Origin of the sequence: Pseudomonas sp. S30_BP2TU TE3576, assembly GCF_050436025.1 — a bacterium.
Lineage (GTDB): Bacteria > Pseudomonadota > Gammaproteobacteria > Pseudomonadales > Pseudomonadaceae > Aquipseudomonas.
In genome coordinates this window covers 5,004,254-5,024,967 of record NZ_JBNDLK010000001.1, presented here as the reverse complement: position 1 = coordinate 5,024,967, position 20,714 = coordinate 5,004,254, and the positions used below count along the sequence as shown (strand labels likewise).

At 59.7% G+C, this 20,714-nt stretch carries 17 protein-coding genes and 1 pseudogene; 8 read left to right on the top strand and 10 right to left on the bottom strand.

Features of this window, described 5'->3' with window-relative positions:
* Positions 1 to 4: 4 nt before the first annotated feature.
* Both ABIA48_RS22960 and ABIA48_RS22955 read left to right on the top strand, forming a co-directional pair.
* Positions 5 to 3,646, top strand: coding sequence for a transporter substrate-binding domain-containing protein (locus ABIA48_RS22960; protein ID WP_429491532.1), 3,642 nt, complete (start codon positions 5 to 7; stop codon positions 3,644 to 3,646).
* Between the two features lie 49 nt (positions 3,647 to 3,695).
* A pseudogene (locus ABIA48_RS22955) lies at positions 3,696 to 3,932 on the top strand (hypothetical protein); the annotation flags it as partial.
* Positions 3,933 to 3,953: 21 nt separating this feature from the next.
* Here ABIA48_RS22955 and ABIA48_RS22950 read toward each other — a convergent pair.
* Together ABIA48_RS22950 and ABIA48_RS22945 are read right to left on the bottom strand one after the other, a co-directional pair.
* Entirely contained in the window at positions 3,954 to 4,436 is a 483-nt protein-coding gene (locus ABIA48_RS22950; RefSeq protein WP_007983490.1) for a GAF domain-containing protein, read from the bottom strand.
* A complete protein-coding gene (locus tag ABIA48_RS22945; protein ID WP_429491530.1) occupies positions 4,433 to 5,323 on the bottom strand; it encodes an ATP-binding protein in 891 nt (296 codons plus the stop codon). Before ABIA48_RS22945 ends, ABIA48_RS22950 begins: the two co-directional genes overlap by 4 nt.
* Positions 5,324 to 5,446: 123 nt before the next feature.
* Between ABIA48_RS22945 and ABIA48_RS22940 the strand changes: the two genes are divergently transcribed.
* A complete protein-coding gene (locus ABIA48_RS22940; RefSeq protein WP_429491528.1) occupies positions 5,447 to 7,810 on the top strand; it encodes a response regulator in 2,364 nt (787 codons plus the stop codon).
* Here the strand turns inward: ABIA48_RS22940 and ABIA48_RS22935 are convergent.
* The 3 genes from ABIA48_RS22935 to msrB all read right to left on the bottom strand — a co-directional run bounded on the left by ABIA48_RS22935 (position 7,794) and on the right by msrB (position 9,235).
* Entirely contained in the window at positions 7,794 to 8,255 is a 462-nt protein-coding gene (locus tag ABIA48_RS22935) for a MarR family winged helix-turn-helix transcriptional regulator (RefSeq protein ID WP_007983496.1), read from the bottom strand. The two genes, ABIA48_RS22940 and ABIA48_RS22935, sit on opposite strands and share 17 nt — an antisense overlap.
* Positions 8,252 to 8,737, bottom strand: a complete 486-nt coding sequence (locus tag ABIA48_RS22930) for a glutathione peroxidase (RefSeq protein WP_008002671.1) — start codon at positions 8,735 to 8,737, stop codon at positions 8,252 to 8,254. Before ABIA48_RS22930 ends, ABIA48_RS22935 begins: the two co-directional genes overlap by 4 nt.
* Positions 8,738 to 8,839: 102 nt before the next feature.
* A complete protein-coding gene (gene msrB, locus ABIA48_RS22925; RefSeq protein ID WP_429491525.1) occupies positions 8,840 to 9,235 on the bottom strand; it encodes a peptide-methionine (R)-S-oxide reductase MsrB in 396 nt (131 codons plus the stop codon).
* A 226-nt stretch (positions 9,236 to 9,461) separates the two neighbouring features.
* Here msrB and ABIA48_RS22920 point away from each other — a divergent pair, with 226 nt between their 5' ends.
* Positions 9,462 to 10,673, top strand: coding sequence for a pyridoxal phosphate-dependent aminotransferase (locus ABIA48_RS22920; protein WP_429491523.1), 1,212 nt, complete (start codon positions 9,462 to 9,464; stop codon positions 10,671 to 10,673).
* A gap of 317 nt (positions 10,674 to 10,990) precedes the next feature.
* Positions 10,991 to 11,881 carry a protease HtpX gene (gene htpX / locus ABIA48_RS22915; protein WP_007973520.1) on the top strand — a complete coding sequence of 297 codons (891 nt, stop codon included), beginning with the start codon at positions 10,991 to 10,993 and terminating at the stop codon, positions 11,879 to 11,881.
* A 171-nt stretch (positions 11,882 to 12,052) separates the two neighbouring features.
* Here htpX and ABIA48_RS22910 read toward each other — a convergent pair whose 3' ends face one another.
* Positions 12,053 to 12,709 (bottom strand): thiopurine S-methyltransferase, encoded by a 657-nt coding sequence (locus ABIA48_RS22910; protein ID WP_429491521.1) that lies wholly within the window; start codon positions 12,707 to 12,709, stop codon positions 12,053 to 12,055.
* A gap of 102 nt (positions 12,710 to 12,811) precedes the next feature.
* Here ABIA48_RS22910 and ABIA48_RS22905 point away from each other — a divergent pair, with 102 nt between their 5' ends.
* Positions 12,812 to 13,579, top strand: coding sequence for a DODA-type extradiol aromatic ring-opening family dioxygenase (locus tag ABIA48_RS22905; protein WP_429491519.1), 768 nt, complete (start codon positions 12,812 to 12,814; stop codon positions 13,577 to 13,579).
* 197 nt (positions 13,580 to 13,776) lie between these two features.
* On the opposite strand, the gene ABIA48_RS22900 is transcribed toward ABIA48_RS22905, so the two are convergent.
* The gene (locus ABIA48_RS22900; protein ID WP_108229895.1) at positions 13,777 to 15,450 is read right to left on the bottom strand and encodes a DEAD/DEAH box helicase; all 1,674 of its coding nucleotides are present in this window, start codon (positions 15,448 to 15,450) and stop codon (positions 13,777 to 13,779) included.
* A gap of 423 nt (positions 15,451 to 15,873) precedes the next feature.
* On the opposite strand from ABIA48_RS22900, the gene ABIA48_RS22895 reads away from it, so the two are divergent.
* Positions 15,874 to 16,665, top strand: a complete 792-nt coding sequence (locus ABIA48_RS22895) for a crotonase/enoyl-CoA hydratase family protein (protein WP_429491517.1) — start codon at positions 15,874 to 15,876, stop codon at positions 16,663 to 16,665.
* A 110-nt stretch (positions 16,666 to 16,775) separates the two neighbouring features.
* Here ABIA48_RS22895 and ABIA48_RS22890 read toward each other — a convergent pair whose 3' ends face one another.
* Complete coding sequence (locus ABIA48_RS22890) at positions 16,776 to 17,531, bottom strand: spermidine synthase (protein WP_150726295.1); 756 nt, start codon at positions 17,529 to 17,531, stop codon at positions 16,776 to 16,778.
* A gap of 150 nt (positions 17,532 to 17,681) precedes the next feature.
* On the opposite strand from ABIA48_RS22890, the gene ABIA48_RS22885 reads away from it, so the two are divergent.
* On the top strand, positions 17,682 to 19,028 hold the full coding sequence (locus ABIA48_RS22885) for a class II 3-deoxy-7-phosphoheptulonate synthase (RefSeq protein ID WP_007983513.1): 1,347 nt from the start codon (positions 17,682 to 17,684) through the stop codon (positions 19,026 to 19,028).
* Between the two features lie 108 nt (positions 19,029 to 19,136).
* Here the strand turns inward: ABIA48_RS22885 and ABIA48_RS22880 are convergent, their stop codons facing one another.
* Both ABIA48_RS22880 and ABIA48_RS22875 read right to left on the bottom strand, forming a co-directional pair.
* On the bottom strand, positions 19,137 to 20,366 hold the full coding sequence (locus ABIA48_RS22880; RefSeq protein WP_429491514.1) for a winged helix-turn-helix domain-containing protein: 1,230 nt from the start codon (positions 20,364 to 20,366) through the stop codon (positions 19,137 to 19,139).
* Positions 20,367 to 20,430: 64 nt separating this feature from the next.
* Positions 20,431 to 20,646, bottom strand: coding sequence for a DUF1127 domain-containing protein (locus tag ABIA48_RS22875; RefSeq protein ID WP_204934808.1), 216 nt, complete (start codon positions 20,644 to 20,646; stop codon positions 20,431 to 20,433).
* Positions 20,647 to 20,714 lie beyond the last annotated feature (68 nt).

The following is a 20,714-nucleotide window of genomic DNA, read 5'->3' as shown; positions in this document are numbered from 1 at the left end:
CTGGATGCCCAGCCGTTTGAAGGTCTATCTGATTCAAGTGACCGCAGGCCTATGCGTGAGCACCTCGTTGTTCGGGGCACCGGGCAGTGAACAATACACGCTGCTCAGCCGCTCGAAGGCCGGGGCTCTGGAGGTTCGACTGGATGAATCCCAACGACAGTGGATACAACGCAAACATCGACTGACCCTTGGTACGTCCGCCCCGGACTATCCGCCTTTCGACCTGACGACCAGTGGTCAGGACTATGAAGGGTTTACTGCCGATTACGCCGGCCTTCTGGAAAAAACAACCGGTTTGCCCGTCACGGTTCAGCGTTTCGATTCCCGAGGGGCAGCGATCGCTGCGCTGCAAAACGGCGAAGTGGATCTGCTCGGCACCGCCAATGGCTTCGAAGCTGGCAATGCCGGTATTGCTCTGTCCACACCCTATGCCGTCGACCAACCCGTATTGGTGACCCGCGAAGGGGAAACCCGATCCCTTGCCGATGGCCTGGCCGGATTGCGCCTGAGCATGGTGTATCACTACTTGCCGCTGCCGGAAGTCAGGGCGATGTATCCGAAGGCGATCATCACGTCCTATCCGTCCTACCAGAATGCGATCAACGCCGTTGCCTTCGACCAGGCGGACGTGTTTCTCGGTGACACCATTTCAACTCACTACATGATCAACAAGGGGTACTTGAACAACATCCGCATGGCCAACTTCGGCAAACACGAAGCCCATGGTTTCAGCTTTGCCGTGAACAGGAACAACCCCGAACTGCTCGGCATCATCAACTCGATGATCGGGGCCATCCCCTCCAGTGAACGAGAAAACATCGCCAAACGCTGGAGCGCCGGCAGCGACATTCTGCTTACCGATCAAAAACTGCAACTCACTGACCGGGAAGAACGCTGGCTGGCACACCATCCGATGGTGCGCGTCGTCGTCAACGAAGCCTTTGCGCCACTGACGTTTTTCGACAGCAATGGCAACTTTCGCGGGGTCACCGCTGACTTGCTTGAACTGATCAGGCTGCGCACCGGCTTGCGCTTTGACATCCGGCGCAGTCGAAGCGATGACGAGATGATCGAACAGATCAGGAACAACAAGGCTGATGTGATCGCCGCACTGCTCCCCAGCACCCAACGTCAGACCCAACTGAACTTTACCCGCCCCTTTCTGGAGAACTCTTCCGTCCTGCTGACCCGCAAAGCCGCCGACAGCCCGGCCAACCTTGAACAGTTGCAGGACAGGCGCCTGGCAATTGCCCGAGGCAACCCACTCATGGATTACCTGCGCAGAGAGTTTCCCCGGATCAGGTTGATCGAAACCCAGGACACCTTCAGCGCCGTAGAGATGCTTGCCGAAGGTCGGGCCGACGGCGCCGTGAGTTCACTGATCATTGCCAACTACTTCAGTTCGTCGCGGCTCTTCGAGCACACATTGCAAATCAGCACCACCATCGGCACCGAGCAGGCGGCGTTCTCGCTTGCCACAGCCCGGGACGCCAAAGAGTTGAACGCCATCCTCGACAAGGCGTTACTGAGCATCTCACCGGAGGAACTGGGCATCATCAACAGTCGCTGGCGCGGCTATTCGGCGTCCTCGCAAAGCACCTGGCGCAACTATCAAAGACTGTTCTACCAGATCGTCATCGGTGCAGGCGTGTTGCTGCTGATTTCCATTGCGTGGAACGATTACATGCGACGCCAGATCAAGCAGCGCAAGGCCGCCGAGCGTGCGTTGAACGATCAATTCGAGTTCATGCGATCGCTGGTCAATGGCACGCCGCATCCGATTTACGTACGTGATTGCCAGGGGCTACTGCAAAGTTGCAACGACAGTTACCTGCAGGCGTTCTGCGCCAGGCGTGAAGATGTCATTGGCAAAAGCGTCATGCAGGGATCGATGAGCAATGTGTTCGAAGCCCGGGAGTACCAGGCCGACTATCAGCGCGTGGTGGCCGAGGGCAGACCGCTGATTGTCGATCGCGAGCTGCATATCGGTGGCCGGAAGCTGACGATCTATCACTGGATTCTGCCCTATCGGGATTCCAGCGCAAAAGTCCAAGGCATTATCGGTGGCTGGATCGACATCAGCGAACGGCGGCAACTGCTCGATGACCTGCGTTGCGCGAAAGAGCGCGCCGATAAAGCCAACCGGGCCAAAAGCACGTTTCTGGCCACGATGAGCCATGAGATCCGCACGCCGATGAACGCGATCATCGGCATGCTCGAACTGACACTCAAGCGCCTTGATCATCAGCACCCGGAGCGTCAGGCCATCGATGTCGCGTACAACTCGGCGCAAGGATTGCTGGAACTGATCGGCGACATTCTCGACATCGCCAGAATCGAATCGGGACGCTTGAGCCTGAGCCCGGAGCGTGTCAACCCGGGCGAACTGGTGGCCTCGGTCCTACGGATTTTCGATGGTCTGGCTCGACAGAAGGAACTCGAGCTGGTGCTGGAGTTTTCGTCGGTCAACCCGGCCGTCGATGTGCTGCTGGACCCTTTGCGCTTCAAGCAAGTGCTCTCCAACCTGGTCAGCAATGCCATCAAGTTTACCGAGCATGGCCAGGTCCGGGTCATTGTCGACCTGCACCCGGCAACGCAACCTGAGTGCGTGCAAATGCGGGTGCAGGTTCACGACAGTGGTATCGGGATCAGCGAACAGGATCAACAGCGCCTGTTCGAACCCTTTGCCCAGGCCGACAACGCCATGCAATCGGCCAGGGGGGGCGCAGGGCTGGGGCTGGTGATCAGCCGCAACCTGTGCGAAATGATGGGCGGCAGCCTGCAATTGCACAGTGAGCCGGGCGTCGGCACTCAAGTGCAGGTTTTACTGCAACTGGCAACGTTGCCGCTGCAACAGTCAGCCCAGGTAGCCGAAACGCAAGTCGTCATCGCCACAACTCCATTGAATGTTCTGGTGGTTGACGATCACTCGGCCAATCGTCTGCTCACCTGCCAGCAACTGGAGTTTATTGGCCATCGATTCACCGTCGCGGCCGATGGCAAGGAGGGATTCGAGGTGTGGAAAAACCAACCGTTTGATCTGGTGATCGCCGACTGCAACATGCCGGTCATGAACGGTTACGAGCTGGCCCGCGCCATTCGCCGGCATGAACGACAAAACCATCGCCCTCCCTGCACCGTTCTCGGGTTTACCGCCAACGCACAACCGGAAGAAATACAACGCTGCAAACAAGCCGGAATGGACGACTGCCTGTTCAAGCCCCTCAGCCTCGGCGCCTTGAGTCAATGGGTGGAAGGCATTGAACCGGCCCATGCAGCCCCGGCGTTCAGCCTCCAGGGGTTGAAACTGCTGACCGGAGGTAACCCGATCTTGAACCAGCGATTGCTGAACGAGTTGGTGAGCAGCAATCGCCAGGACCTGCAAACGCTGCTTTCGCTATCCAGCTCCGGGGACACGCAGGCGTTGCAGGACATTGCCCACAAAATCAAAGGCGCGGCCCGGATAGTGCAGGCCTCTCGTTTGATCGACCGCTGTGAGGCGCTCGAAGCCGCCTGCCATGAGGATTCCGATCACGAAAAAGTGGCTGGATGCTGCAAAACCATGGAGCGCGCCATGCTTGAGCTGGAGCACGCGTTACTACGTCAGATTGAGCATTGCGACGAAAGCAAAATGACAGAACCTTAACGATGCTTGGCCCCTCAGCAGCGTGTTGACCACCCTGGAGAAACCCGCCATGCCTGACCCACTGCGCACGGCCCCACGCCGGTTTCCCCTGCATGTCCATATCAGCGTGATGTTCACCTTTTTGTAGTTGCTGACCGGGGTGGTGCCGGGCCTTTTCAACTATCGGCAAACCACACAAATCATACTGTCGAGCAGTGAAAAACTCTTCAGCCGCATTGAGCAGGATGTCCGGCTGGACCTGCACGCCACCCATGAACCCATTCGTCATCTGTTGAGCCTGCTGGCCAAGGCCGGTCCGGCGTCTTGATCAGCAGTCGGTCAGGCGCAGGAAAATCGCCGCCAGTCGTTCGATTCCAGCCTGGTCCTGTGCGCTGAAGCGCGCGAGCTTCGGACTGTCGAGATCGAGCACGCCGATCAATCGGCCGTCCTTGACCAGCGGCACCACCAGTTCGCTGTTCGAGGCGCTGTCGCAGGCAATGTGGCCGGGAAACGCGTGAACATCTTCGACCCGTTGGGTCTGCAAGGTGGCTGCCGCTGCCCCGCATACGCCGCGACCGAACGGAATCCGCACGCAAGCGATCTGCCCCTGAAACGGGCCCAACACCAGTTCTTCATTGCGGTTGAGGTAGAAACCGGCCCAGTTCAAGTCATCGAGCTGATTGAACAGAAACGCCGAGAACTGCGCGGCATTGGCAATGAAATCCCGCTCGTCCGCCAACAAGGACTCAAGCTGCGCGTGCAACATGCCGTAGCCCTCGAGGCCCTGGCCGCTCTTTTGTAAATCGATCATGCCTTGTGCTCCAACAGCTTCAGCCCGACCCAGTAACGGGCAAATTGATAGGCGCAACGTCCGTTGCGATTGCCACGGCCGGTGGCCCAGCGCACCGCCAGAATGTCCAGCTCTTCGCTGCGCTGCCACGCCAGTCCGGCCTTGCCGGCCAACTGGCCGATCCAGTGCTCGACGACGTTGAGGAAGTGTTCCTGGGTAAACGGATAGAATGACAGCCACAGACCGAAGCGATCCGACAGCGCGATCTTGTCTTCCACCGCTTCGCTGGGATGCAGTTCGCCGTCGACCCGTTTCCAGTTTTCGTTGTCACTTTCCTTTTCCGGCACCAGGTGGCGACGGTTGGACGTGGCATACAGCAAGACGTTGTCCGGCGCCTGTTCCAGCGAGCCATCTAGGACGCTTTTGAGTACCCGGTATTCGCCCTCGCCCGACTCGAACGAGAGGTCATCGCAAAACAGCACGAAACGCTGGGGCAGTTTGGCGATCTGTTCGACCACTCGCGGCAGGTCTGCCAAGTGATCACGCTCAATCTCGATCAGGCGCAAACCGGCTTGAGCGTGTTCGGCCAACAAGGCGCGCACCAGCGATGACTTGCCGGTACCGCGCGAGCCCCAGAGCAAGGCGTGGTTGGCGGGCATGCCGTCGAGGAACTGTTGGGTATTGCGCCCAAGCTGCTCGACTTGCCGGTCGACGCCGATCAGGTCCGACAACCGCATGTCGAGGCTTACCTCCAGCGGCAACAGATAACCGCCGCGCGACTCACGCTGCCAGCGCGCGGCCAGGCAATGCGTCCAGTCGATGGCTGGCCGGGGCGCCGGCAGCAACGGCTCGATACGGGCCAGAACGGCATCGGCGCGTTCAAGAAAAGCATTCAATCGGGAATCCACGACTTCTCCTCAGGCACGTTCACAGTAATGATGGTGATACAGCGACGAAATACAGCGTCAGACAAGTGGCTGCCCCCGCGATACAGGCCCCGCGTGAACATCAATAGGCTGGCATGATCGACTATGCTAGAGCAGCGAAAGGAAACGGAAGTGGTTCACCCCCCCATGGATATCAAATTCACCAACCGGCTGTCGTTCAAGCAAGCCCGGCTTACCGTGCTGGTCGGTTTCATTCTGGGCACGCTGCTCAGCCTGCTGCAAATAGGCATCGATTATGCCAGTGAAGACGCCTCCATCAATCGTGAAATCCTTTCATTACTGGAAATCAGCCACAACCCGGCCTCGCGAATCGCCTACAACATCGACGCCGAACTCGCCAAGGAACTGACCCAGGGCCTGCTGCGCTCGCCGGCGATCATCGGCGCGAAACTGACCGACAACAACGGCACCGTGCTGGCGAACTCCAAGCGACCCGAGGTGCAAAACGGCTACCGGATGTTCAGTGACTTCCTGTTCGGTGCCAGCCGACAGTTCGAAGACCGACTTTACCTGGATCATTTACCCAGCGAATCCCTGGGTACGCTGCGGCTGAACGTCGACACTTACGCCTTCGGCAACCGGTTCCTGCGCCGGGCCGAAGTGACCCTGCTCAATGGCTTTGCGCGCAGCCTGCTGCTGTCCGGCATCCTGCTGGCGCTGTTTTATGTAATGCTGACCACCCCCCTGGTGCGGGTCATCCGTGAACTCAGCGGTCGCGACCCGAGCAGTACCGAGCCGACCTCACTGGAATGTCCCACCGGGCACGCCAACGATGAGATCGGCGTGCTGGTCAAGGTTGCCAACCAGCAATTCAAAAACACCGCCACCGAAATCCAGCAGCGCCGCAACGCGGAAAACCGCCTGACCGAGTATCTCGGCCAACTGGAAAACATCGTCTCGGCCCGCACTGCCGAACTCAAGGCGATCAATGCCCGGCTGAGTCAATCCAACGAGGAACTGGAAGCCGCCCGCAGTACCGCCCTGAACATGGCCGAAGCCCGCTCGGTGTTCCTGGCCAACATGAGCCATGAAATTCGCACGCCACTCAATGGTTTGCTCGGGATGATCGCGCTGTCCCTCGACGGGCCGCTGAATGCCGAGCAACAGCAGCAGCTGTCCATTGCCCATGACTCGGGCAAAGTGCTGGTGGAATTGCTCAACGATATTCTCGACTTGTCGAAGTTCGATGCCGGTCAACTCGAACTCGAGCGCATCCCCTTCGACCTCGGCTCGCTGATCGAAGACACCGCCAACCTGTTGTCGCAGAACGCCGCCCCCAGTGTCGAACTGACCTGCCTGATCGATCCGCATTTCCCGGCACTGGTGCTCGGCGATCCGACCCGGGTGCGGCAGATCGTCAGCAATCTGCTGTCCAACGCCCTCAAGTTCACCCGTTTCGGACGGGTCGACGTGCGCCTGTCGACGTTCGGGGACGGCGTCAGAATCGAAGTCTGCGACACCGGCATCGGCATCCCTCAGGATGCTCAGGTCAAAATCTTCCAGCCCTTCACCCAGGCTGGTGCCGGTATTACCCGCCAATTTGGTGGCACCGGGCTCGGCCTGGCCCTGACCTACAACCTTTGCGAGGCCATGCAGGGGCGCCTGACAATCAGCTCCGAGCCAGGTTTTGGCAGCCAGTTCTGCGCGGATTTGCCATTGCCCATCCATACCCGTGCAATGCCTGCTGTTTTGCTCAAGGGCAAAGTCATCGCCATCACTGCCGCCAGCAGCGGGCTGGGCGAATTGCTCAACAGTCTGTTGCCGGGATGGGGGCTGGACTATGAACGGCGCTCCATGAATGACTCACTGCTTGGGCTGGCAGCCGACGTGCTCATCACCGATTGTCCCGAATGCCTGTTCAATTTGCGCCCCACCCTCAGCGCGCCGATCCTGTTGATCACCGCTTATGGCAATTTCATGCCCAGCGAAGAGGCCAACGCCCTCGCTCCCTTGCAACAACAGGCACGCCCCTTGGCACGCAATACGCTGTATCAGATGTTGCAGCGGATCCTGCAACCGGAAACCCACCCGATCAATGATGTCCGGCTCGACACGCAATCCCCGCTACGCCGCGGGCGTGTGCTGCTGGTGGAAGATAATCCGGTCAACCAGCTGGTGGCCAAGGGCATGCTCGGCAAACTCGGCTGCGAGGTCACCACCGCGGCTCATGGTGGCGAGGCCCTGGATCAACTTGAGCAACGGGAATTCGACCTGGTGCTGATGGACTGCAACATGCCGGTGATGGACGGCTATGAGGCCAGCCGGCAAATCCGCCGCAGCGGACGCTGGCCGCAACTGCCCATCGTCGCCCTGACGGCCAACGCCATGTCGGAAGAGCGCGAACGCTGTCGTGCCGCGGGCATGAGCGACTACCTGGCAAAACCTTTCCGGCGAGAAGAACTGGCCGCCTTGCTGGACTTGTGGGTCCCCGCTACGACAGCGCCTTGATCTGCCCCAACAGGTGATCGAGGCCATCGCGCAAGTCGTTGAGACGATTCAGATCGACACCGCTGTCGCACAACAGACGCGCCTTGAGTGGCCCGACCTGATCGCGCAAGGCCATGCCGGCTGGCGACAGGCTCAGATGCACTTCACGCTCATCGCGCGCCGAACGCTGACGCTGCACCAGTTGCAGTTGCTCGAGGCGCTTGAGCAACGGTGTCAGCGTGCCGGAATCCAGGGCCAGGCGCTCGCCCAATGCCTTGACGGTCGGTTGCTCCGGGGCGGCTTCCTGCCACTCCCACAGCACCAGCATCGCCAGGTACTGAGGGTAAGTCAGGCCCAATTGATCGAGCATAGGCTTGTAGGCGCGAATCACCGCCCGGGAAGCCGCGTACAGCTTGAAACACAGCTGGCTGTCGAGCTTCAGGGAATCGACGGACAAGGTGTTCATTTGAGCAAGGCTTCGATCTCGCGGGTCAGGTCCTGCGGCTTGGTCGCCGGGGCGAAACGCTTGACCAGTTGCCCGTCCTTGCCGATCAGGAACTTGGTGAAGTTCCACTTGATGCCCTGGGAACCCAGCACACCCGGTGCGCGCTTTTTCAATTGCACGAACAACGGATGGGCGCCGGCACCATTGACCTCGATCTTTTTGAACAGCGGAAAGCTGACTCCGAAGTTCAGCTCGCAGAATTCGGAGATCGCCCCTTCGTTGCCCGGCTCTTGCTTGCCAAACTGATTGCAGGGAAAACCGAGCACCACCAGGCCCTGGTCCTTGTAGGTCTGCCACAGCTCTTCCAGGCCTTTGTACTGCGGAGTGAAACCGCATTTGCTGGCCGTGTTGACCACCAGCACGGCTTTGCCGGCGAAATCCGCCAGGGTCTTTTGCTCACCCTTGATCGTGGTGCAAGGGATACTCAGCAGGTTGTCGCTCATGTTTGAGGTTCCGAGTGAATGGAAGAGACAACAAAGTAGCGAGCAATTGAATTGCGTGCAATTTAAATATCCGGAAAGCGATCATCGGATCGCTTCGGGGACTTATTCGCGGGGCACCAGGTCCAGGCACACCGAGTTGATGCAATAACGCAGGCCGGTCGGCGGTGGGCCATCCGGGAACACGTGGCCAAGGTGCGCGTCGCATTTGGCGCAGACCACTTCGGTGCGGATCATGCCGTGGCTGACATCACGGATTTCGGTCATGGCGCTGTCGCCGATCGGCGCGTAGAAACTCGGCCAGCCGCAGCCGGAATCGAATTTGGTCGTGGAGTCGAACAGCGGTTCGTTACAGCAGATGCAGTGGTAGACACCGTCGGTTTTGGTGGCGTTGTATTTGCCGGAAAACGGACGTTCGGTGCCTTTGAGGCGGCACACGTTGTACTGCTCTGGATCGAGCATCGCCTTCCATTCTTCCAGGGTTTTTTCCAACTTTTCCATCATCACACCTCAGCGGCTGAAAAAGCCCGATCTGTACCTTTTCCACGGATCGGGCGGCACGTATGATTGCGCCTCGTCAAACGCCAGTCTGGCAGCCAGACCACGCGCATTCAAACGGAAATATGGGTGCTGCATCTCAAGGCGCCGGGCCTGTGTGAATACGCAGGATTCCCAGCACGGTTGTCCAAATGCCGTCTGGATCGTTCATTTTCGGGAACACATCGCCATGCAGGTCAGCAAATCGAACAAGCTCGCCAACGTCTGCTACGACATTCGCGGCCCGGTGCTCAAGCACGCCAAACGCCTGGAAGAGGAAGGCCATCGCATCCTCAAGCTGAACATCGGCAACCCGGCGCCTTTTGGTTTCGAAGCGCCGGATGAAATCCTCCAGGACGTGATCCGCAACCTGCCGACCGCCCAGGGCTATAGCGACTCCAAGGGCCTGTTCAGTGCGCGCAAGGCCGTGATGCAGTATTACCAGCAAAAGCAGGTAGAGGGCGTCGGCATTGAAGACATCTACCTGGGCAACGGCGTTTCCGAACTGATCGTGATGTCGATGCAGGCCCTGCTCAACAATGGCGACGAAGTGCTGGTGCCTGCGCCTGACTATCCATTGTGGACTGCAGCCGTGAGCCTGTCCGGCGGCAATCCGGTGCATTACCTGTGCGACGAGCAAGCCAATTGGTGGCCAGACCTGGCCGACATCAAGGCCAAGATCACCCCGAACACCAAGGCCCTGGTGATCATCAACCCGAACAACCCGACCGGCGCGGTGTACTCCAAGGAAGTGTTGCTGGGCATGCTGGAGTTGGCCCGCCAGCACAATCTGGTGGTGTTCTCCGACGAGATCTACGACAAGATCCTCTATGACGATGCCGTGCACATCTGCACCGCCTCCCTGGCGCCGGACCTGCTGTGCCTGACCTTCAACGGTCTGTCCAAGTCCTATCGCGTGGCCGGCTTCCGTTCCGGCTGGGTTGCCATTTCCGGCCCGAAACACCACGCCCAGAGCTACATCGAAGGCATCGACATGCTGGCGAACATGCGCCTGTGCGCCAACGTGCCGAGCCAGCACGCGATCCAGACTGCCCTGGGTGGCTATCAGAGCATCAATGACCTGGTGCTGCCGCCGGGCCGTTTGCTCGAACAACGCAACCGCACCTGGGAGTTGCTCAACGACATTCCGGGCGTAAGCTGCGTCAAGCCGATGGGGGCGCTGTATGCATTCCCGCGGATCGACCCCAAGGTCTGCCCAATCCATAACGACGAAAAGTTCGTTCTCGACCTGCTGCTCTCCGAGAAGCTGCTGGTGGTTCAAGGCACCGCATTCAACTGGCCATGGCCAGACCACTTCCGCGTCGTGACCCTGCCCCGTGTCGATGACCTGGACATGGCCATCGGACGCATCGGCAACTTCCTCAAGTCCTACCGCCAGTAAGCGGCCAGTCACCGTGCGACGCTCCCGTACGTCGCACGGTGATTCATTCAGCAACACATGTATGCGCTCCGCCGATGGCAGCCACTTCGCTCCCTGCCGGATAACACCTTGTCTGCTCGCGCCTAACAAAGGTTGGGGCACTCGACGGTATTTGACTGACAAACACTTCCCGCACCCGCGTCGGAAATGCCCTGCAAGCAGCTAAACTATTGCCGTAGGACACAGTTTGAAATAGTCACCCGGTTGAATACCCCGGTGCAGCACCTTATATACCCCGCAGTACGCTACATATTTAGCATGAGGAGATTTCTACAACCATGATGCGCATCCTGCTGTTCTTGGCCACTAACCTGGCGGTCGTGCTGATTGCCAGCATCACCCTGAGCCTTTTTGGCTTCAACGGGTTCATGGCGGCCAACGGGGTTGATCTCAACCTCAATCAGCTGCTGATTTTCTGTGCGGTCTTTGGTTTCGCCGGTTCACTGTTCTCGCTGTTCATCTCCAAGTGGATGGCGAAGATGAGCACCAGCACCCAGATCATCACCCAGCCACGCACCCGTCACGAGCAATGGCTGCTGCAAACCGTCGAGCAACTGTCCCGCGAAGCCGGGATCAAGATGCCCGAAGTCGGTATCTTCCCGGCCTACGAGGCGAATGCCTTCGCCACCGGCTGGAACAAGAACGACGCGCTGGTCGCGGTCAGCCAGGGTTTGCTCGAGCGCTTCTCGCCGGATGAAGTGAAAGCCGTTCTGGCCCACGAAATCGGCCACGTAGCCAACGGCGACATGGTTACCCTGGCATTGATCCAGGGCGTGGTGAACACCTTCGTGATGTTCTTCGCACGGATCATCGGCAATTTCGTCGACAAAGTGATCTTCAAGAACGAAGAAGGCCAGGGTATTGCCTACTACGTGGCGACCATCTTCGCCGAACTGGTTCTGGGTATCCTGGCCAGCGCCATCGTCATGTGGTTCTCGCGCAAGCGGGAATTCCGCGCCGATGAAGCAGGTGCAAACCTGGCCGGCACCGCCGCGATGATTGGCGCCCTGCAACGCCTGCGGGCGGAACAGGGGCTGCCGGTGCACATGCCCGACACCCTGAACGCCTTCGGCATCAACGGTGGCATCAAGCAAGGGTTTGCCCGCATGTTCATGAGCCACCCGCCGCTGGAAGAGCGCATCGACGCCCTGGCTCGTCGCCGCGGCTAAGAGGTTCCACCGCAAATGAAAAGGCCCGCAGCAATGCGGGCCTTTTTTTGTCTGCTTGAATACTTCGGTGTGTTTCAGGGCCTCTTCGCGGGCAAGCCCGCTCCCACAGGGGATCGCGGTCAAATGTGGGAGCGGGCTTGCTCGCGAAGGGGCCAGTGCAGCTAACCGTTCCTACCGACTGGAAACCCGATACACCCGCTCCTCAAGTCGCGTCACCCCCGCGTCCAGGAACTTCCCGCTCTCACTCAGAACATCCTGATCTTCCAGCACCTTCAACGACCACGACCCGCCCAACAATCGCTGCACCTCATCATCGAGTACGGCAAACGGCGGTCCGTCCATTTGTGCCTGGTCATAGTCCAGCGTGATCAATAATCCGCGACACTCTTTCGGCAATATGCGATTCAGGTGCGCGGCATATTGCTCACGCATCTTCGGCGGCAATGCAATCAGCGCGGCGCGGTCATAGAGCGCAGAGCAATCAGCAACGTCGCCGGCCGTGAGCTCAAAGAAGTTGCCACACCAAAGCTCGATGGAACCTGCCCGATAAACCTTGAACGGCCCCTGCTCGCTGACGGCCGGATCAAAGCCATGCTCGCTGAAAAACTCCTCGACGGCTTTTTCCGAGAGTTCGATTCCCAAGACCTCATGGCCTTGATGGGCGAGCCAAAGCAAATCCAGGCTTTTTCCACATAACGGCACCAACACGCGTGCCCCTTCTTCAAGGCTTAACCCTGGCCAGAACCGCTTCAGATGAGGGTTCACCTGCGGCAGGTGAAAGCCGATCTGATTCGCCGCCCATTTCTTGTGCCAAAACTCAGGCTGCATAATTAACCCCGAAAATTCGATCAAAACACCCTAAAACTTATATTAGATTTAGATTAATGATCTGACTGAAGATGTTGCATCTTAACTCTCAGGAGCTCATTCATGTTCCCCAGCCTGTACATATCCCATGGCTCCCCGATGCTCGCCCTGGAGCCCGGCGCCAGCGGGCCGGCACTCGCCCGCCTGGCTGCCGAGATACCCAGACCCAAGGCCATCGTGATTGTTTCTGCGCACTGGGAAAGCAATGAGCTGTTGGTCAGCGGCAACCCACAACCGGAAACCTGGCATGACTTCGGCGGCTTCCCCAAGGCCCTTTTCGAGGTCGAGTACCCGGCACCCGGCGATCCACGACTCGCCGCAGAGGTTGCCGAGTTATTGAAAACCGCTGGCTTGCTTGCGCGTATCGACAGCAATCGGCCTTTCGACCATGGCGTCTGGGTGCCTTTATCGCTGATGTACCCGCAAGCAGACATCCCGATTGTTCAGGTTTCACTGCCCACCCGTGGCGGCCCCGCTCTGCAGACCCGCGTTGGCCACGCGCTGGCCAGCCTGCGCGAGCACGGCGTGCTGCTGATCGGCTCCGGCAGCATCACTCACAACCTGCGGGAACTGGACTGGCATGCCGGCCCCGAGAGCGTTGAGCCTTGGGCCCAGGCGTTCCGCGACTGGATGATCGAGAAACTCGCAGCGAACGACGAAGCCGCGCTGCACGACTATCGCGCACAGGCGCCAAACGCTGTACGCAATCATCCGAGTGATGAGCACTTGTTGCCGTTGTACTTTGCCCGCGCTGCCGGGGGGCAGTTCAGCGTTACTCACCAAGGGTTCACCATGGGTGCGCTGGGCATGGATATTTACCGCTTCGGCTGACAGACAGACCGCGTCGCGACCTTCGCGAGCAAGCCCGCTCCCACATTGGTTCTGTGTCGTTCACAAATCAAGTGTGGGAGCGGGCTTGCTCGCGAATGGGCCACCGCCGCTCACCAGCCAAGTCTTGACGACAGGCAAAAAAAATCCCCGAACCAGTCGGGGATTTTTCATCTTCGATCAATCAGCCCGAAAGCGGATCAATCTTCGCGGTAGCGACGCAGCTTCAACTGCTTACCGGCAACGCGAGTGTCCTTCAGCTTGGTCAGCAACTTCTCAAGACCATCTTCCGGCAGCTCGACGAGGCTGAAGCTGTCACGCACCTGGATGCGACCGATGGCTTCACGCGCCAGACCACCCTCGTTGAGGATGGCGCCCAGCAGGTTCTTGGCGGCGATACCGTCACGCGCACCCAGCGCGGTACGGCAACGGGCACGACCTTCGGCCAGTGGAATCGGAGCACGACGCTCGCGATCACCACGCTCTGGACGATCACCGGAACGCTCTGGACGATCGCCACGCGGTGCATTGTTCGGCACCAGTGGACGCTCTTTCTCGATCGCGGCCAGGTTCAGCGCTTGACCGTTGGTTGCCTTGCGCAGCAGGGCTGCGGCCAAGGCACGCGGGCTGCAACCGATGTCGGCGGTCAGGCGATCGAGCAGATCACCGTGAGTCGATTCGGCCTCGGCCACCAGCGGCGACAGGCTGTTGGTCAGTTTCTTGATGCGCGCATCCAGAACGGCTTGAGCGTCCGGCAGGCGAACTTCAGCAACCTTTTGACCGGTTACACGCTCGATCACTTGCAGCATGCGGCGCTCGCGCGGAGTCACCAGCAGCAGTGCACGACCTTCGCGACCGGCACGGCCGGTACGGCCGATACGGTGAACGTAGGACTCCGGATCGTACGGCATGTCAACGTTGAACACGTGAGTGATGCGCGGAACGTCCAGGCCACGAGCGGCAACGTCGGTCGCCACAACGATGTCCAGACGGCCATCCTTGAGGGAGTCGATCACGCGCTCGCGCTGGTTCTGGGCGATGTCACCGTTCAGCGCAGCGGCTTTGTAGCCTTTGGCTTCCAGGGCACTGGCCAGATCCAGGGTCGCTTGCTTGGTGCGCACGAACATGATCAGGGCGTCGAAATCTTCCACTTCCAGCAAGCTGAGAACGGCAGAAGTCTTCTGGTCAGCGTGAACCAGCAGGTGAGCCTGCTCGATCGCGGTAACGGTCTGGGTCTTGCTCTGAATCTTCACGTGCTTCGGATCGCGCAGGTGGCGCTCGGCGATGGCACGGATCGATTGAGGCAGGGTTGCCGAGAACAGTACGGTCTGACGGGTTTCCGGCATGGCCTTGAAGATGACTTCCAGGTCGTCCATGAAGCCCAGTTTGAGCATTTCGTCGGCTTCGTCGAGAACCAGGTGGTTCACGGTCGCCAGTACTTTTTCGTCGCGACGCAGGTGGTCGCACAGACGGCCCGGAGTGGCGACAACGATTTGTGCGCCATTACGGATTGCTTTCAGTTGTGGGCCCATCGGCGCGCCGCCGTAGACAGCCACAACAGTCACGCCCGGCATTTGCTTGGCGTAGGTTTCGAAAGCGGTTGCAACTTGTAGCGCCAACTCACGAGTTGGGGCCAGGATCAGAGCTTGCGGCTCGCGCTTGGACGGATCAATGCGGTGCAGAATTGGCAGAGCAAAGGCAGCGGTTTTACCGGTACCGGTTTGCGCCTGACCAATCATATCGTGACCGGCGAGAATGATCGGGATCGACTGCTGCTGAATGGCCGAAGGCTCTTCATAGCCGGTAGCGACTACTGCAGCGACAATATTTGGATGAAGTTCAAGAGCGGCGAAGCCGCCGATTTCCTGGGTCATGGGTCTGCCTCTAAGTGCATCCGCAAAGACCCATGCTCCAAAGCTGCACATGCCGTGTTGAGACTCAAGAGTCGCCCTGGCAGCTTTGTCGGCGGGGATTTGCGAAAACGAATGAATGAAAAGAATCGTCAAGGAAGAGTCCGCTGGGCGGACGTGCAGCCGAAGCTGGCTTCGGGGAATTGCGCTACCTAAACGCGGCCCGGTTAAAGGCCGGCGCGCACTATACCGGAATTCGCCCAAAAAGGGAGTTTTTTTTATCGAAAATCCACTGGATACGCGGTTGTGTCACAGGCTTTGCGAATAATCGATCAGCCGTCTATTTTTCAAAGGCCCGGCCTTGCGGGTGACGGCGCTAAAACGGTTCACCCTTTGCCGTGCTGACCGCCTGTCTGGCACGCCTTTCCTACCCCCGAGGATCGCTCCATGAATCAGCCCTGCTCCAGTCGAGTCAGCCGCGAACGGCATGGTCATGTGTTCCTGATCGGTCTGGATCGGGTGACCAAGCGCAACGCCTTCGATCTCGACCTGCTCAACGCATTGAGCCTGGCCTATGGCGAGTTCGAAGCCGACAGTGAAGCCCGGGTGGCGGTGGTATTCGGTCATGGCGAACACTTTACCGCCGGGCTCGATCTGGTCAATGCCAGCGCCACAATGACAGATGGCTGGCAGGTTCCGCCCGGCGGCTGCGATCCGTGGGGAGTGTTCGCAGGTCCCAGGGTCAGCAAACCGGTGATCGTCGCCGCCCAAGGGTATTGCCTGACCATCGGCATCGAACTGATGCTGGCCGCCGACATCAACCTGTGTGCCAGCAACACCCGGTTCGCACAGATGGAAGTGCAACGCGGGCTTTTCCCGTTCGGCGGTGCCACCCTGCGTCTGCATCAAGTCTCAGGCTGGGGTAACGCCATGCGCTGGTTGCTGACCGGTGATGAATTCGACGCCCATGACGCCTTGCACCTGGGATTGGTGCAGGAAGTCATGGCCAGCGAGGATTTGCTGCCCCGGGCAATTGAACTGGCCGAGCGAATCGCCCGCCAGGCACCGCTTGGGGTCCAGGCGACGCTGATGTCTGCGCGACAGGCCCGGTATGAAGGGGAAACCGCAGCGGCACAGGCGTTGCCTCTGCTCGTCAAGAAGTTGATGGCTAGCGAGGACGTCAAGGAAGGCGTGCGATCGATGGTTGAGCGGCGGCCGGGGGTCTTCAAAGGGCTTTAGCCTTGTATTGCCAGGTAGAAAGCTATCGCGAGCAAGCTCGCTCCCACAGGGGATCGCGTTCAAATGTGGGAGCGGGCTTGCCCGCGAAGAGGCCCGGATAGTCAGCGCAATCATGTCGCTGGGCGAATGCACTTGATCAACGACTGCAACGAATACCCCAGGCGCGGCGCCAGCGCTTCGGCACGGGCGATCAAGCCGTCCATGTCCAGTTCCTGATCCAGCTCCGACGGCACGATCAGAATCACGTTGCCCTCCTTCACCGGCAGCTCCCAATAATGTCGGTGATACAAACCGCGCAACAATGCCGCGCCCAGGGGTTTTCCATCGTCGGTAGCCCACTGATTGATCACCAGCCAACCACCCGGATTCAATCGCTTCTGGCAGTTTTCCAGAAAGCTCCAGGCCAGATGACCGACACCCGGACCGACGTCGGTGTAAAGGTCGACGAAAATCAGGTCCGCCGACTCGGCGGTGTCGAGCAGTTCCAGCGCATCGCCAACGCGGATGTACAGGCGCGGGTCGTCATCCAGCCCCAGGTACTCGATGGCCAGGCGCGGTACGTCCGGGCGCAGTTCGATGGCTTCGACATCTTCCAGCGGCAGGAACTTGAGGCAAGCCTGAGTCAGCGTACCGGCGCCGAGGCCGAGAAACAGCGCACTTTCCGGTTGCTCGTGGCACAACGCACCGATCAGCATCGCCCGGGTGTAGTCGTACTCGAGCCAGCTCGGATCGGCGGTGAACACGCAGCTTTGCTCGATGGCGTCACCGAACTCGAGAAAACGGTAATCGGCCACTTCCAGCACACGAATCACGCCGAACTCGTCCTGTACCTCGGCGAGCAGATGCTCGACGCGCTCCTCAGTCATTTCATCTCCTGATCGTCACCGGGGCCGGCAACGCAATAACACCGCGTGTAGAGAGCGGCAAAGACGAGATTGTCGGCGAAGCGACGGGAACAGGTCACGCACTAATTTGCTGATAACATGGACGTCCGAGCGAAAACACTAGAGACCGTGATGAGCCAACCCTGGAGCCCTGACAGCTGGCGCGCCCTGCCGATCCAGCAACAACCCCAATACCCTGATGCCGCACATTTGCAGCAGGTCGAGCAGACCCTGGCCAGCTATCCACCTCTGGTGTTTGCCGGTGAAGCCCGGGAGTTGCGCCGCCAGTTTGCCGAGGTGACCCAGGGCCGCGCGTTTTTGTTGCAGGGTGGCGACTGCGCCGAAAGCTTCGCCGAATTCTCCGCGGCGAAAATCCGCGACACCTTCAAGGTGTTGCTACAGATGGCGATCGTGATGACTTTTGCCGCCGGCTGCCCGGTGGTCAAGGTCGGGCGCATGGCCGGGCAGTTCGCCAAGCCGCGTTCGGCCAACGACGAAACCATCGATGGCGTGACCTTGCCCGCCTACCGTGGCGACATCGTCAACGGCATCGGATTCGACGAAAAAAGCCGCGTGCCGGACCCCGAGCGCCTGTTGCAGTCCTATCACCAGTCCACCGCCACCCTGAACCTGTTGCGCGCGTTCGCCCAGGGCGGATTTGCCGATCTGCATCAGGTGCACAAGTGGAACCTGGACTTCATCGCCAACTCGGCACTGGCAGAAAAATACAGCCACCTGGCCGATCGCATCGATGAAACCCTGGCGTTCATGCGCGCCTGTGGCATGGACAGTTCGCCGCAGTTGCGCGAAACCAGTTTCTTCACCGCCCACGAAGCGCTGCTGCTGAACTACGAAGAAGCCTTCGTGCGTCGCGACAGCCTGACCAACGATTACTACGATTGCTCAGCGCACATGCTGTGGATCGGCGACCGCACCCGCCAGCTCGATGGCGCCCACGTCGAATTCCTGCGCGGGGTGAACAACCCGATCGGGGTCAAGGTCGGTCCGAGCATGAACCCCGACGACCTGATTCGCCTGATCGACGTGCTCAACCCGGACAACGACCCGGGCCGCCTGAACCTGATCGCGCGGATGGGCGCGAACAAGGTCGGCGATCATTTGCCGCAACTGATCCGTGCCGTCCAGCGTGAAGGCAAGCAAGTGCTGTGGAGTTCCGACCCGATGCACGGCAACACTATCAAGGCGAGCAGCGGCTACAAGACCCGCGACTTTGCACAGATCCTTGGCGAGGTGAAGCAGTTCTTCCAGGTGCACCAGGCCGAAGGCAGTTATGCCGGTGGTATCCACATCGAAATGACCGGGCAGAACGTTACCGAGTGCATTGGTGGTGCGCGGCCGATTACCGAGGACGGCTTGTCGGATCGCTACCACACCCATTGCGATCCGCGGATGAATGCCGATCAGTCACTGGAACTGGCGTTCTTGATTGCGGAAACACTGAAGCAGGTTCGGCGCTAGTTGTTGGCTGCCTGACAGGACGCCTTCGCGAGCAAGCCCGCTCCCACACTTGATTTGTGAACGACACAGAACCAATGTGGGAGCGGGCTTGCCCGCGAAGAGGCCGGCTCAGTCACCGCCAATTTGTGTGAATGCCACCCGCAACCTGTCTGCACTCGCCCGCGGGCAATTCAACTGAACCTGCACCAACCCCAGCCAAGCCGCCATCTGTCGCAGCTTGACCGCCAACGCCAGCATTCCCTCGTCATCCAGCCCCGGCTCTTCCTCATGCACCGCATGCACCGCCAGCCGCCCCGTCGCCCGTTCGGCGCGCAGGTCGACCCGCGCGGCAATCCGTTCGTTGTGCAAAAACGGCAGGACGTAATAGCCGTAGACCCGCTTGTCCTGCGGCGTGTAGATCTCCAGGCGGTAGCGAAAGTCGAACAGGCGCTCGGTGCGGCTGCGCTCCCAGATCAGCGAATCGAACGGTGAGAGCAATGCACTGGATACAACTTTGCGCGGTACCTTGGGCTCGGGCAGGCAGTAAGCCGGCTGCCGCCACCCCTGTACTTCACAGGCACTCAACTCACCTGCCTCGAGCAACTCCGCCAATCGCAAACGACTGTCCGCCGGGTTCAGGCGAAAATAATCCCGCAAGTCTTTCTCAGTGCCCACGCCCAAGGCTGTCGCGACATGCAGCAACAGGCCGCGCTGGGCCTCGGCCTCACTGAGCAGGGGTTGTTGCAGAATCGCAGCAGGGATCACCCGTTCCGGCAGGTCATAGAGCCGTTCGAATCCCCGCCGGCCGGCCACTGTCACTTCCCCGGTGGCGAACAACCACTCCAGCGCGTGCTTTTCCGCGCTCCAGTCCCACCAGGGGCCGGCCCGTTCCTGACGGGTCGACAGGCTCCCGGCGCCAAGCGCGCCGTGCTCCTCGACCGACGCCAGTACCCGGCGAATGGTGTCCTGTTGTTCCCGTCCAAAGCGCGCCAATTGCTGATAAATGTCTTCGCCGCGGCTCGCACGCTGCATGCGCCAACGCATCAATGGATACATGGAAAGTGGCAATAACGAGGCTTCATGACCCCAATACTCGAACAACGTACGGCGCCGGCCCTGACTCCAGGCAGCCTGGTCGAGCAAATCGGAGGAGTAATTGCCGAGGCGGGAAAACAGCGGAAGGTAGTGCGAACGCACCAGTGCATTGACCGAATCGATCTGCAAAATGCCCAGCCGTTCGATCAGGCGATTGAGCGCAACAGCCTTGATCGCCGCTGGCGGCGACCGCCCATTGAACCCTTGGGCGGCCAGCGCCAGACGCCGAGCCTGTTTGAGGGTAAAGGACAATGTTGCGGGCATGGATGCCTCCTTGTCTGCGCGCAACCTACCTCACCGGTAAGGGGTTTGTGTAGCGTGGCATTCATCATTTATGCATCGGGTCGTTCCAGAACGGTTTGATCGACTCGTTCTCCACATCCGCACGGCTCATGCCGATGTCCTTGAGTGCTTCGTCGCTCAAGCTCGCCAGCAGTTCGCGCTCGCGATGCAGTTCGTACCAGCGGCTGACCTTGTGCAGCAGATCGGATATCACGTGAATCGAGTGTTTTTCTGCACCGTGGAACTCATGTTGACCTTTCATCTTGTTGCCCTCCGTTTGGATGGCTCCAGTCTCGCGCCGGGTCTAAGATCAATCCAACGAATGTTTCT

What these genes read in the sequence shown, in the direction of transcription:
- ABIA48_RS22960 (WP_429491532.1), top strand. Translation starts at nt 5, where the DNA reads ATGCCCAGCCGTTTGAAGGTCTATCTGATTCAAGTGACCGCAGGCCTA.
- ABIA48_RS22950 (WP_007983490.1), bottom strand. Translation starts at nt 4,436, where the DNA reads ATGATCGATTTACAAAAGAGCGGCCAGGGCCTCGAGGGCTACGGCATG.
- ABIA48_RS22940 (WP_429491528.1), top strand. Translation starts at nt 5,447, where the DNA reads ATGCTAGAGCAGCGAAAGGAAACGGAAGTGGTTCACCCCCCCATGGAT.
- ABIA48_RS22935 (WP_007983496.1), bottom strand. Translation starts at nt 8,255, where the DNA reads ATGAACACCTTGTCCGTCGATTCCCTGAAGCTCGACAGCCAGCTGTGT.
- ABIA48_RS22930 (WP_008002671.1), bottom strand. Translation starts at nt 8,737, where the DNA reads ATGAGCGACAACCTGCTGAGTATCCCTTGCACCACGATCAAGGGTGAG.
- msrB (WP_429491525.1), bottom strand. Translation starts at nt 9,235, where the DNA reads ATGGAAAAGTTGGAAAAAACCCTGGAAGAATGGAAGGCGATGCTCGAT.
- ABIA48_RS22920 (WP_429491523.1), top strand. Translation starts at nt 9,462, where the DNA reads ATGCAGGTCAGCAAATCGAACAAGCTCGCCAACGTCTGCTACGACATT.
- htpX (WP_007973520.1), top strand. Translation starts at nt 10,991, where the DNA reads ATGATGCGCATCCTGCTGTTCTTGGCCACTAACCTGGCGGTCGTGCTG.
- ABIA48_RS22910 (WP_429491521.1), bottom strand. Translation starts at nt 12,709, where the DNA reads ATGCAGCCTGAGTTTTGGCACAAGAAATGGGCGGCGAATCAGATCGGC.
- ABIA48_RS22905 (WP_429491519.1), top strand. Translation starts at nt 12,812, where the DNA reads ATGTTCCCCAGCCTGTACATATCCCATGGCTCCCCGATGCTCGCCCTG.
- ABIA48_RS22900 (WP_108229895.1), bottom strand. Translation starts at nt 15,450, where the DNA reads ATGACCCAGGAAATCGGCGGCTTCGCCGCTCTTGAACTTCATCCAAAT.
- ABIA48_RS22895 (WP_429491517.1), top strand. Translation starts at nt 15,874, where the DNA reads ATGAATCAGCCCTGCTCCAGTCGAGTCAGCCGCGAACGGCATGGTCAT.
- ABIA48_RS22890 (WP_150726295.1), bottom strand. Translation starts at nt 17,531, where the DNA reads ATGACTGAGGAGCGCGTCGAGCATCTGCTCGCCGAGGTACAGGACGAG.
- ABIA48_RS22885 (WP_007983513.1), top strand. Translation starts at nt 17,682, where the DNA reads ATGAGCCAACCCTGGAGCCCTGACAGCTGGCGCGCCCTGCCGATCCAG.
- ABIA48_RS22880 (WP_429491514.1), bottom strand. Translation starts at nt 20,366, where the DNA reads ATGCCCGCAACATTGTCCTTTACCCTCAAACAGGCTCGGCGTCTGGCG.
- ABIA48_RS22875 (WP_204934808.1), bottom strand. Translation starts at nt 20,646, where the DNA reads ATGAAAGGTCAACATGAGTTCCACGGTGCAGAAAAACACTCGATTCAC.